This is a genomic window from Streptomyces sp. NPDC050743 (assembly GCF_044456925.1).
GTDB lineage: Bacteria > Actinomycetota > Actinomycetes > Streptomycetales > Streptomycetaceae > Streptomyces.
On record NZ_JBITGJ010000005.1, the window covers coordinates 223,618 to 235,821 of the forward strand.

A 12,204-nucleotide genomic window follows, 5' to 3' on the forward strand; every position below is an offset into this window, starting at 1 on the left:
GTGGGCCTTGACGCCGGCGGTCCGGCCCCGAGGGCCGCCGGCAGCGACCTTGACACCCACAGCTATCTGACGGACAGTCAGAAATCGTGGCGCGGATCAACACGTTCGGGGGCGGGGTGAGCGAGGTGTGGCGGGAGATCGTCGCGACGATGCGGCTCGGGATGACGAGGGGGCGGCGGTGAGCGCGGAGGGCAGGGAGGCGCTGTGATCACCGAGGGCGGTCAGGGGCGGGCCACGGAGGGTGGGGAGGCGCGGGTCGCGCACGCGGCCGGCGCGGCTGTCGACGGACTCGGCGCGCGGCTCAAGGCGTACGAGGGGTGGCCGGCCGCCGTCGCCGGGATGGGTAAAGACCCGGTGAACGCGCCGATGATCCGGCACTGGTGCGAGGCCATGGGCGACACCAATCCGGCCTACTCCGGCCCGGACCCCATCGCCCCGCCCACCATGCTCCAGGCCTGGACGATGGGCGGCCTGTCCGGGCACGAGGGCCGCACGGGCGCCTACGACGAGCTGCTGTCCCTCCTCGATGCCTCGGGCTGCACGGCCGTGGTGGCCACCGACTGCGAGCAGGAGTACCTGCGGCCCCTGCGCCCGGGTGACCAGGTCACGTTCGACTCGGTGATCGAGTCGGTCTCCGGCCGCAAGACGACGAAGCTGGGCACCGGGTACTTCGTCACGACCCGCACGGACCTCCGCGTCGGCGCCGACCTCGTGGGCACCCACCGCTTCCGCATCCTCAAGTACGCCCCGGCCCGCCACGAACCCCCGGCCCCGCGCCCCCGCCCGGTGGTGGGCCGGGACAACGCCGGCTTCTGGCAGGGCGTGGCCGAGCACAGACTCCTCATCCAGCGCTGCACGGACTGCGGCACCCTGCGTCACCCCTGGCTGCCGGGCTGCAACGCGTGCGGCTGCCTGGACTGGGACACGGTCGAGGCGAGCGGCGAGGGGACGGTCTACTCGTACGTGGTGATGCACCACCCGCCCTTCCCGGCCTTCGATCCTCCCTACGCGGTCGGTCTGATCGAACTCGCCGAGGGCGTACGGCTGGTGAGCAATGTGGTCGGGGTGCCGTACGACAAGGTGCGCATCGGCCTGCCGGTCCGGGTGGAGTTCCGGACCTACGAGGACGCGGACGGCGCCCTGGTCCTGCCGGTCTTCCGGGTCGTCGAGGGCGAGGGCGAGGCCTGACATGGACTTCACGCCCGCCGCGGCCCGGACCGAGGCCCGTGACCTGGGCCGCCTGTCTGGGCTGCAGGGCCGAAGTGCTCCAGGAGCTGGGGGAGTTGATCGCGAGTGGGGAGTGAGCCATGAGAACCGCGCCGAGGACGGCACCGACGGCGGGCGCGAAGCTCCCGCCGCTGGAGATCCCGGTCACGCGGACGCTGATCGTGGCCGGGGCGATCGCGTCGCGGGACTACCAGGACGTGCACCACGACGCCGAGTCGGCCAGGCGGAAGGGCTCACCGGACGTCTTCATGAACATCCTGACGACCAACGGCCTGGTCGGCAGGTACATCACGGACCACTTCGGCCCGACGGCGGTGCTCCGCAAGGTCGCCATCAGGCTCGGGGCGCCCAACTATCCGGGAGACACGATGGTGTTGACGGGCACGGTCGAGGCGGTCGACGGCGACACCGCGACCGTACGGGTCGTGGGCGCCAACGCCCTCGGCACACATGTGACGGGCACGGTGACGGTCACGGTCCCGGCGGACCCGGCTCCGCCTGCCCCGGACCCGGAGGGCCGCTCATGAGCCTCCAAGCCCGCGACACCCTGGCCGGCCGCGCCGCGATCGCCGGGATCGGGGCCACCGAGTTCTCCAAGGACTCCGGGCGCAGCGAACTGCGGCTGGCCGTGGAGGCGGTGCGGGCCGCGCTGGACGACGCGGGGCTGGCGCCGGCGGACGTGGACGGGATGGTGACGTTCACCATGGACACCAACCCGGAGATCACGGTGGCCCAGGCCTGCGGGATGGGCGAGCTGTCCTTCTTCTCCCGCGTGCACTACGGCGGCGGTGCGGCCTGCGCGACCGTGCTCCAGGCGGCGCTCGCGGTGGCGACGGGCGTGGCGGAGGTCGTGGTCTGCTACCGCGCCTTCAACGAGCGCTCGGGCCGCAGGTTCGGTGCCGGCGTGCAGCACCGGGAGCCGTCGGCGGAGGGCGTGGCGCTCGGCTGGGTGCTGCCGTTCGGGCTGCTCACGCCGGCCTCCTGGGTGGCGATGGCGGCCCAGCGGTATCTGCACGCGTACGGGCTGACGCCGGAGGTGTTCGGGCATGTGGCCGTGCTGGACCGCAGGTACGCGGCGACGAACCCGGCGGCCTACTTCCACGGCCGCCCGATCACGCTCGCGGAACACGCGGCGTCCCGCTGGATCGTGGAGCCGCTGCGGTTGCTGGACTGCTGTCAGGAGACCGACGGCGGGCAGGCGATCGTCGTCACCTCGGTGGAACGGGCCCGGGACCTGCCGCGTCCCCCGGCGGTGATCGCGGCGGCCGCCCAGGGCGCCGGCCGGGCGCAGGAGCAGATGACCAGCTTCTACCGGGACGACCTGACCGGCCTGCCGGAGATGGGCGCGGTGGCCCGCCGCCTGTGGAGGTCGTCCGGCCTCGGCCCGGCTGACATCGACGTGGGGATCCTGTACGACCACTTCACACCGTTCGTGCTGATGCAACTGGAGGAGTTCGGGTTCTGCGGGAAGGGGGAGGCGGCGGACTTCGTGGCCGAGGAGCGGCTGCCGCTCAACACGCACGGGGGCCAGCTCGGGGAGGCGTATCTGCATGGGATGAACGGCATAGCGGAGGCGGTGCGCCAGCTGCGGGGCACGGCGGTGAACCAGATACCGCGCGCGACCCGGACCCTGGTGACGGCCGGTACCGGGGTGCCCACCTCCGGGCTGGTCCTGACGGCAGACGCCTGACCGCCTCCCCGTCCCCGAGCGGCCGACTGGCAGGGCTGAACCCCACCCTGTCACCGAGCCGGACCCGCACCGCCCTCGGGGTCGGCCGGCGGGCGGAGCCAGGTCCGATCGGGGTGGAGTCAGGGTCGTACCCGCATACGGAGTGCACCCGCCGTCCACCTTCAGGAGGTGGAGCCGGCCCCACCCCTACAACCTGAGGGGGACGCCGCTTCGGGACCTGGGGGCGATCCGCCGTACGGGGGTCCGCTCCTAGCGTGGAGCCATGACCACACCCGTCTGCACCAGCGCCTCGGCCGCCGCCGCACCAAGGCGGCAGACCCTCCCGCACCCCCGGCTCCGGCCGAGCGGGGAGAGTCCGACATATCCGACGTTCGCGTCGTATGTGCGGGCTCGTCAGCCGGTCCTGCTGCGTACCGCACGCTCGCTCACCGCGAACCTGAACGACGCCGAGGACCTGCTGCAGACCGCGCTCGCCAAGACCTACATGGCCTGGGAGCGGATAGAGGACCAGCGGGCGCTCGACGGCTATGTGCGCCGTGCGCTGCTGAACACCCGCACCTCGCAGTGGCGCAAGCGCCGGGTGGACGAGTTCACCTGTGACGAACTGCCGGAGCCGGAGCCGGTGCCGGGCGACGACGACCCGGCCGAACGGCAGGCGCTGCACGACGCGATGTGGCGGGCGATCACGAAGCTGCCCGCGCGGCAGCGGGCGATGGTCGTCCTGCGCTACTACGAGGACCTCAGCGAGGCCCAGACCGCCGAGGTGCTCGGGGTGTCGGTGGGCACGGTGAAGTCGGCGGTCTCGCGTGCGCTCGGCAAGCTGCGCGAGGATCCCGAGTTGGGCCTTGTCCGCTAGCGGCCCGGTGTCGCAGGCGGCGTCCGGGGGTTGTGTCCCCGACTGATTGTTCGCCCTTCCCTAGTGACATACCGCGCGGTATGTGCGCAGAATCAGCGCAACCTGTACCACCGCGAAGGCAATGCCGCCCCGGGAGGACTCCGTGCTGAGCACCATGCAGGACGTACCGCTGACCGTCACCCGCATCCTGACGCACGGGACGCTGGTGCACGGCCGATCCCAGATCATCACCTGGACCGGGGACGCCGAGCCGCAGCGGCGCGGTTTTGCCGAGGCCGGCGTGCGCGCGGTGCAGTTGGCGAACGCCCTGCGCGACGAACTCGGCGTCCGGGGTGACGACCGGGTGGCCACCCTGATGTGGAACAACGCCGAGCACGTGGAGGCCTACTTCGCGATCCCGTCCATGGGCGCGGTGCTGCACACGCTCAATCTGCGGCTGCCCGCCGAGCAGTTGGTGTGGATCGTCAACCACGCGGCCGACAGGGTCGTCATCGTCAGCGGCTCGCTCATCCCGCTGCTCGCCCCGCTGCTGCCCAAGCTGCCGACGGTCGAGCACATCGTCGTCTCCGGCCCCGGTGACCGCTCCCCGCTCCAGGGCGCGCACGCCCGTCTCCACGAGTACGAGGAGCTGATCGCGGACCGGCCGACCACCTTCGACTGGCCGGAGCTGGACGAACGCCAGGCCGCCGCCATGTGCTACACCTCCGGCACGACCGGCGACCCCAAGGGCGTGGTGTACAGCCACCGTTCGATCTACCTGCACTCCATGCAGGTCAACATGACCCAGTCGATGGGCCTGACCGACCAGGACACCTCGCTGGTCGTCGTCCCCCAGTTCCACGTCAACGCCTGGGGCCTGCCGCACGCCACCTTCATGACCGGCGTCAACATGCTGATGCCGGACCGCTTCCTCCAGCCGGCGCCGCTCGCCGAGATGATCGAGCGCGAGAGGCCGACCCACGCCGCCGCCGTCCCGACCATCTGGCAGGGCCTGCTCGCCGAGCTGCACAGCAAGCCCCGCGACGTCTCCTCCCTCACCCAGGTCACCATCGGCGGCTCTGCCTGCCCGCCCTCCCTCATGGAGGCCTTCGACCGGCTCGGCATGCGCGTCTGCCACGCCTGGGGCATGACGGAGACGTCCCCGCTCGGCACGGTCGCCCGTCCCCCGGCCCACGCGGCCGGTACGGACGAGGAGTTCGCCTACCGCCTCACCCAGGGCCGCTTCCCGGCCGGCGTCGAGGCCCGGCTCAGCGGCCCCGGCGGCGAACGCCTCCCCTGGGACGGCGAGTCGGCGGGCGAGCTGGAGGTGCGCGGCCCCTGGATCGCCGGCGCCTACTACAACGGCCCTGACGCTGAACCCCTCCGGCCCGCCGACAAGTTCAGCGAGGACGGCTGGCTGAAGACGGGTGACGTCGGGACCATCTCCCCCGACGGCTACCTCATCCTCACCGACCGCGCCAAGGACGTCATCAAGTCCGGCGGCGAGTGGATCTCCTCGGTGGAGCTGGAGAACGCGCTGATGTCCCACCCGGACGTCGCCGAGGCCGCGGTGGTCGCCGTACCCGACGAGAAGTGGGGCGAGCGCCCGCTGGCCACCGTCGTCCTGAGGGAAGGCGCCACCGCCGACTTCGAGACCCTGCGCGTCTTCCTCGCCGAGGAGGGGCGCATCGCCAGGTGGCAGCTGCCCGAGCGCTGGACGATCGTCGAGTCGGTGCCGAAGACGAGCGTGGGCAAGTTCGACAAGAAGGTGCTGCGCAGGCGGTACGCGGACGGGGAACTGGACGTCACCCGCCTGTGACACCGCGGGCCGCGCCGGGCAGCGGGACTCGCCGCCCGGCGCGCGTCCGGCGCCGGCCGCCGAGCGCCTGCCCGAAGGAGCGCTCGTCCGCGGCCCTTCGTACGAGGTACGAAGGGCGCGTGCGCTAGTTGGTGCCGATCCGGGCCAGCAGGTCCACGATCCGGCTCTGGACGTCGGTGCTCGTGGACCGCTCCGCGAGGAACAGGACCGTCTCGCCCGAGGCCAGCCGGGGCAGGTCGGCCTGGTCGACCGCGGCGGTGTAGACGACCAGCGGGGTGCGGTTGAGCTGCCCGTTCGCGCGGAGCCAGTCGATGATCCCGGTGAACCCGGCCTGCCGGCGCTGCACCTGCATCAGGTCCATCACCACGAGGTTCGGCCGGAACTGCCCCGCCAGCGTCACCGCGTCGCTGTCGCTCGCGGCCCGCGCCACCTGCATCCCGCGCCGCTCCAGCGTCGCCGTCAGCGCCAGCGCGATCTCCGCGTGCTCCTCGATGAGCAGCACCCGCGGCGGATGCTGCTCGCTGTCGCGCGGCGCCAGCGCCTTCAGCAGAACGGCGGGATCGGCGCCGTACGCCGCCTCGCGCGTCGCCTGCCCGAGCCCGGCCGTCACCAGCACCGGCACCTCGGCCGCGACGGCCGCCTGCCGCAGCGACTGCAGGGCCGTACGCGTGATGGGCCCGGTCAGCGGGTCCACGAACAGCGCGGCCGGGAACGCCGCGATCTGCGCGTCGACCTCCTCACGGGAGTGCACGATCACCGGCCGGTAGCCACGGTCGCTCAGCGCCTGCTGGGTCGGCGCGTCCGGCGCGGGCCACACCAGCAGCCGGCGCGGGTTGTCCAGCGGCTCCGGCGGCAGCTCGTCGTCGAGCGGCTGCGGACGCGGGGTGTCCGAGATCTCGACGGCACCCCCGGGCCCGTCCAGCGGTTCGGGGCCTTCGGCGGCGTTGGCGTCCGGTGCGCCTATGGCGTACGACCGTCCGCCGCCCTCGGTGCCCGGGGCGAGCCGGGCCTGCCCGGCCAGGGACGGATGCGCGGTCGTCGGCTGTTCGGCCGCCGGATGCGGCCGGGCCGCCTGTTCCGCCTGCTGCTCCGGACGCTTGGCCGGGTCCGGAGGCGTGCCCAGCTTGCGCCTGCGGCCGGAACCGCCCGGCGCGTGCGGCGGCGGGGTCGCCGTCGGCTGCTGCACCTGAGCGGCCTGCCGCGAGAACGGCACACCCTGCCCGAGCGTGCGCACGCTGATCGCCCGTCCCTGCGTCGAGTTCGGGTCGGCCGCTGCACTCTCGGCGGGCAACGGCTGCGCGGCCCGCGGCGCCTGGACTCCGGCGTGTGCCGCGGGCAGCGGGGTGCCGGGGGCTGGCGTGCCGCTCTGCGGTACGGGCGTGCCCGCGCCGGAGGTGTCACCGGTGCCGGGCCACTGCTGGGGCACGCTGGGCGCCTGAACGGCCGTCGGCACCGGGCCGGCACCGGCCTCCGCGGGCAGCGGCTGGGCGCCCGGCGTACCACCGGGCGGCGTCGCGGGCGTTGCCGTCGCGGTGGGCTGCTGGGCCGGGACCGCCTGTCCCGGAGCCGCCGGAACCGGCCGGCCGGCGGTGTCGTGCACGGGCGCGGCGGGGTGCGGCACGGCCACCTGCGGCACGGCCGCCTGCGGTACGGCCGTCTGCTGACCGGGCGCGGCGACACCGGCCGGGGCGCCGGGCGCCACAGCGGGCGTCTGCGCGGGCGCCATCGCGGGACCGGCCTGGGCGGGGATGTTCTGCCCGGCCGTACCCTGCGCCGGAACGCCGTGAACCGGCGTGCCCTGACCGGGAGTCGGCGTCCCCGCCGGATGCGGCACGGCCTGCCCGGGAACGCCCTGTGCCGGAGTGGCCGGGGCAGCGGGCGCCGGTGCCGGGACCGGCTGCGCGGGATTCGCCGGCTGGGCCACGGCCCGGCGGCGCCGGCCGGTCGGTGCGCTGGTCGGATGCGGCTGCGGCGGGGTGTGGTCGGCGGACTGGTCGAGCGGTACGGCGTCGTGCCGGCCGGCGTCACCCGGTACCCCCGCGGCGGCCGGCGGCAGCTGGGCGGGCACCTGCACCGGACCGGCGGCCTGCGGCTGCCCGTCGGCACCACCCGGAACAGCGCCGGCACCCGGGGCGACGGGCACACCGGCACCCGGAACCGTACCCACTCCGCTCGCCGAGTCCGGGGACTGCGGTGAGCGGTCGGCCTCGGCCGGCGGCAGGGCGAAGACCGTACGCGCACCGGCCGCCTCCTGGGCGGCGGCACGTTCCGCCGCGGCGGCCAGCGCACGCCGGCGCCGCCCGGTGGGCTGCCCACCGTCGGCCGGTACGGCCTCCGCACCCGGCATCGGTCCGCTGCCCGCCGCCGGCAGCGCGGGCGCGGCCGGCAGGGCGGCCTGCGGCACGCCCTGCGGCGGAACGGTCGGGCCGAGTCCGTTACCGGTGGCGGCGGTCCCCGCGGCATGCTCGGCCGCGGTCACCACCGCACCCTCGCTCACACCCGTGTCGGCACCGGTGCCGCCCTCGGCGGGCCGGCCACGGCGTCGTCCGGTACCCCCGGAGACGCTCTCCGCGGCCTCGGCCGCGACCGCGCCCGTCTCCTCGGCGGGCGCCGCGGCACGCCTGCGGCGGCGGCCGGTCGGCGCGGGCCCGTCGGTCTCCCCGGTCTGGCTGGCGCCGGGAACGTCACTCTCCAGGAAGGCGTCGGTGGAGGACCGCCGGGCCCGCCGCCGTCCGCCACCGGCGGCCTGTCCGGCGGCACCGGTCTCGATCACGGCCACCTCACCGGCGCCGGCGGCCTGCCCGCCCGCATCGGGCGCGGCGGACGGAAGCGCGGCGGGCGTCTGTGCCGCGCCCGCGCCGACGACCGTCCCGGCGCCACCGCCGAGCGGCACCTCCAGCACGTACGCGCTGCCGCTCATGCCCGGCACCTCGTGCGTCTGCAGCACGCCGCCGTGGGCCCGAACGATCCCGCGCACGATCGGCTCGTGCACCGCGTCTCCCCCGGCGTACGGCCCACGCACCTCGATCCGCGCGACCTCACCGCGCTGCGCGGCCGCGACGACGACGGTGTTGTCCAGGTAACCGCCCGCGGAGACCGGCGAGTTGCCGGTCGCGTCCACACCGGCGACATCCGCCACCAGATGGGCCAGCGCCGTGGCGAGCCGCTGCGGGTCGACCTCGGCCTCGATGGGCGGCGCGTGCACGGCGAACTGCACCCGCCCCGGACCGATCAGCTCGACGGCCCCGTCCACACCGGCGGCGACGACGGCGTCCAGCAGCACCTTCGTACGGGTGATGTCCTCGGCGCCCGAGTCCAGGCGCTGGTACCCGAGGACGTTGTCGATGAGCGTGGTGATCCGCGAATATCCGGCCGAAAGGTGATGCAGCACCTGGTTGGCCTCGGGCCACAGCTGCCCGGCGTCGTCGGCGGCCAGTGCCGCCAGCTCGCGCCGCAGCTCGTCCAGCGGACCGCGCAGCGACTGCCCGAGCAGGGTCAGCAACTGCTCGTGCCGCCCGGTGAGGGCCTCGTACCGGTCCTTCTCCCGCTCGGCGAGCGCGGCGTAGCGCTCCTCGCCGGCCGCGATCTCCTCGGCGTGCTTCTCGCGCAGCTCCTCGACCTCGGTCACATGCTGCTGGCGCAGCGCGGTCAGGTCGGAGGCGTGCTCCTCGGAGAGCCGCTCGACCTCCTCGGCGTGCGCCTTCTCCAGCGCGGCCTTCTCCTTGGCGAGGGCCTCGTAGGGCCGCCGGTCGGTGAAGGTCATCACGGCGCCGACGAGCTGGTCCCCGTCGCGCACGGGCGCGGTGGTCAGATCGACCGAGACCTTCTGATCCCCCTTGGACCACAGCACCTGCCCGCGCACCCGGTGCTTGCGCCCGGAGCGCAGGGTGTCGGCGAGCGGCGACTCCTCGTACGGGAACGGCGACCCGTCGGCGCGCGAGTGCAGCACCAGCGTGTGCAGCTCCTTGCCGCCGAGCTCTCCGGCCCGGTACCCCAGAATCTGGGCGGCGGCCGGGTTGACGAGCACGATCCGCCCGTCGGTGTCCGTGCCCACCACACCTTCCGAGGCGGCCCGCAGGATCATCTCGGTCTGCCGCTGCGAGCGTGCCAGCTCGGCCTCGGTGTCGACGGTCCCGGAGAGATCCCGGACGACGAGCATGAGCAGCTCGTCACCCGTGTATCCGTAACCGTCGTACGCCTGCTGCCCGTTCTCCAGATTCGCGCTCGTGACCTCGACGGGGAACTCGGACCCGTCGGTGCGCCGCGCGACCATCCGCGTGGGCTTGGTCCGCCCCTGCGGATCCATGTGATCGGGCCGCCGCATGGACCCGGGGATCAGCCGCGAGTCGAATTCGGGCAGCAGATCGAGCAGCCCACGCCCCACGAGAGCCGTACCCGGCGCCTCGAACGCCTCGAGCGCGATGGTGTTGGCGTTGACGACGGTTCCGTTGGCGTTGACCAGGACCAACGCGTCCGGCAGCGCGTCGAGTATGGCTGCGAGGCGAGCAGCGCCTCGGGATGGCCTGCTGCTCACGAGACGCCTTCCTCCCTGTTACCGCATCTTGCCGACCGCTCGGGCCATCTTGCCAACCGGCCCGCGACGTGTCACGCGAGGGAGTCTAAGGGCACACGTTGCGCTCGCGACGCCGGATGAGAGCGAGGTCCCACGACACGGTGACACCGAACCGGCCACCGCCCACCGACCACGCCCTCCGACTCCGCGAGACCTTCGCGGGACCTTTACGGGACCGGTGATTTCGTTGGGAGGAGCCGGCGAGCCGGTTGGGTGTGGCCGGCGCCGGTGCGGGCGGGGCGGGTCTGCGGGCCATTGGGCTGGTGGGGGCCGGTGGGTCGGCAGGCTGACGGACGCCCCCACGGGGCTGCCGACCCGGCGGGCTGACGTGCCCACGGCCGGCCCGGCACGCCCAGGGCCTTACGCCGCCGAGCCCGCCTTCGGCAGCAGCGGCACCATCCGGTCCCACCGCCCGATCTCGCAGCCGTTGCTGCGGTCGTAGGCGGCGTCGACGCCGCGTCCGGCCCAGGTGCCGGTCACCCGGGCGGTGGCCGGTCCGCCGTAGAGCATGGTGCAGGTGGTGCCGGGCGCCACCGGGGCGAAGAGGTCCCGCCCCCACTGCGTGTGCTCCTCCAGCGTCTGGCAGGCCTCCGCCGCGTCCGGGTGGCTCCCGCCGGCCGGGTGACAGAACAGCTCGTAGGTCCCGTCCCGCCCGGGCCCGGCATGCCGCACGACGACGGTGAGGTGGTCACCGACCCGCTCCTCGGGCCGCACGGGCGGCGGCAGGACGGGCGCGGCGACGGCGGGCACGGCGGAGAGGGCGACCAGGGCGGACACGCCGGCGAGGACGGAGGCGCCCCTGCCATGTACACGCCCCCGCTGGAGAGATCCGTGCCCCTGAGTCCGCTGCCGGCCCGGCTGAAGAAGAGAAAACATGCCCTGCCCAACGCGCCGGACCCTCGGACGTTGCGTCCGCACCGCCGCGCCGGGCGGAAGCCCTTTGCCCTGTGACCCGACTGCCTAGTACCGTGGGAGCCGATTGGTGACGAGCCGCTTGGCTGTGTCATCATCTGCACGCACCACTCGCGCGCTCGCGTGAGCGGTTGTGCTGGAGGCGTCGCCTAGTCCGGTCTATGGCGCCGCACTGCTAATGCGGTTTGGGCCTTAAAGCCCATCGAGGGTTCAAATCCCTCCGCCTCCGCACCGATCCCGAAGCCCCGGTCCCCAGGACCGGGGCTTCGGCGTTCCCGCCCCGTGTCGCCCCTCTGTGCGTCCAGAGGCGTTTCCGCAGGTCACAAGGGTGTGCCAAACGGATTTCACATGTCGGCGGCAGTCATGTAATGTTCTTCCTGTCGCCGGGACGGGCCGAAAGGGCCGAAACCGAGAGGCAAGAACAAAAGAACAAGCACTCGTAGCTTAACGGATAGAGCATCTGACTACGGATCAGAAGGTTGCAGGTTCGAATCCTGCCGAGTGCACACAGGTGAGAGGCCCCGGAGTGATCCGGGGCCTCTTGCGTTTTGCCGTGTGCGGCAGATCGACGCGGGCCCCGGGAGAGTCCGGGGCCCGGGGAGCGGGCGGCGTCGGCGTCGGGCGTCAGCACTCCGCGTCCGGGTCGTTCCGGTTCAGCTTCTCCAGGTATTCGTGCGCCAGGGTCGTGGCCCGGGTGAACCAGTCCGTGATGATCGCCAGTTCCTCCGGGGAGTAGTCGGAGAACAGGTCCGTCAGGCGCTTGTAGTGGCCCGCGTACACCGCCTCCACACGGGTGACGGTGTCCGGTACGGCGGCCACGCGGACCCGGCGGCGGTCCGTGGGGTCGGGGCGGCGGGTGACGTAGCCGGCGCGTTCGAGGCGGTTGAGGATGCCGGTCACCGCGCCGGTGGTCACGTGGGCGCGGGCGGCGAGGTCGCCGGCGGTCAGCAGGTCGTCGCCGGCCTCCAGGACGAAGGCGAAGCAGGTCAGGTCCGTGACGTTCAGGCCCAGCCGCCGGGCGAGCTCCTGCTGTCCGATCAGGTGGGCGGCGATCAGGTGGTCCATCGCCGACAGCGCCTGGGCCGGAGTGGCGGGTGGGCGCGGCGTGCCGTGCATCTTTCGAAATCCCTTAGCTCGTGAGATATTCG

General features: G+C 73.5%; 8 protein-coding genes and 2 tRNA genes. 7 read left to right on the forward strand and 3 right to left on the reverse strand.

Annotated elements, in window-relative coordinates; genetic code table 11:
- Positions 1 to 204 precede the first annotated feature (204 nt).
- From ACIBJF_RS08480 to ACIBJF_RS08500, 5 genes are all read left to right on the forward strand, one after another.
- Positions 205 to 1,188: a bifunctional MaoC family dehydratase N-terminal/OB-fold nucleic acid binding domain-containing protein gene (locus ACIBJF_RS08480; RefSeq protein WP_399172938.1), complete on the forward strand. Its 984-nt coding sequence runs from the start codon at positions 205 to 207 to the stop codon at positions 1,186 to 1,188.
- A 119-nt stretch (positions 1,189 to 1,307) separates the two neighbouring features.
- Positions 1,308 to 1,754: a MaoC/PaaZ C-terminal domain-containing protein gene (locus ACIBJF_RS08485; RefSeq protein ID WP_399172939.1), complete on the forward strand. Its 447-nt coding sequence runs from the start codon at positions 1,308 to 1,310 to the stop codon at positions 1,752 to 1,754.
- Positions 1,751 to 2,917 (forward strand): lipid-transfer protein, encoded by a 1,167-nt coding sequence (locus ACIBJF_RS08490; RefSeq protein ID WP_399172940.1) that lies wholly within the window; start codon positions 1,751 to 1,753, stop codon positions 2,915 to 2,917. Before ACIBJF_RS08485 ends, ACIBJF_RS08490 begins: the two co-directional genes overlap by 4 nt.
- A 262-nt stretch (positions 2,918 to 3,179) precedes the next feature.
- Positions 3,180 to 3,773 carry a SigE family RNA polymerase sigma factor gene (locus ACIBJF_RS08495; protein ID WP_399172941.1) on the forward strand — a complete coding sequence of 198 codons (594 nt, stop codon included), beginning with the start codon at positions 3,180 to 3,182 and terminating at the stop codon, positions 3,771 to 3,773.
- A gap of 121 nt (positions 3,774 to 3,894) precedes the next feature.
- On the forward strand, positions 3,895 to 5,571 hold the full coding sequence (locus ACIBJF_RS08500; RefSeq protein ID WP_399172942.1) for a long-chain fatty acid--CoA ligase: 1,677 nt from the start codon (positions 3,895 to 3,897) through the stop codon (positions 5,569 to 5,571).
- Between the two features lie 124 nt (positions 5,572 to 5,695).
- On the opposite strand, the gene ACIBJF_RS08505 is transcribed toward ACIBJF_RS08500, so the two are convergent.
- Both ACIBJF_RS08505 and ACIBJF_RS08510 read right to left on the reverse strand, forming a co-directional pair.
- The gene (locus ACIBJF_RS08505) at positions 5,696 to 10,105 is read right to left on the reverse strand and encodes a PAS domain-containing protein (protein ID WP_399172944.1); all 4,410 of its coding nucleotides are present in this window, start codon (positions 10,103 to 10,105) and stop codon (positions 5,696 to 5,698) included.
- Between the two features lie 399 nt (positions 10,106 to 10,504).
- Entirely contained in the window at positions 10,505 to 10,921 is a 417-nt protein-coding gene (locus ACIBJF_RS08510) for an SSI family serine proteinase inhibitor (protein WP_399172945.1), read from the reverse strand.
- A gap of 273 nt (positions 10,922 to 11,194) precedes the next feature.
- Between ACIBJF_RS08510 and ACIBJF_RS08515 the strand changes: the two genes are divergently transcribed.
- Together ACIBJF_RS08515 and ACIBJF_RS08520 are read left to right on the forward strand one after the other, a co-directional pair.
- Positions 11,195 to 11,285: transfer RNA gene (locus ACIBJF_RS08515), tRNA-Ser, on the forward strand.
- Between the two features lie 204 nt (positions 11,286 to 11,489).
- Positions 11,490 to 11,562 (forward strand) — tRNA-Arg (locus tag ACIBJF_RS08520).
- A 118-nt stretch (positions 11,563 to 11,680) separates the two neighbouring features.
- On the opposite strand, the gene ACIBJF_RS08525 is transcribed toward ACIBJF_RS08520, so the two are convergent.
- On the reverse strand, positions 11,681 to 12,172 hold the full coding sequence (locus ACIBJF_RS08525; RefSeq protein WP_399172946.1) for a MarR family winged helix-turn-helix transcriptional regulator: 492 nt from the start codon (positions 12,170 to 12,172) through the stop codon (positions 11,681 to 11,683).
- Between the last annotated feature and the right edge of the window lie 32 nt (positions 12,173 to 12,204).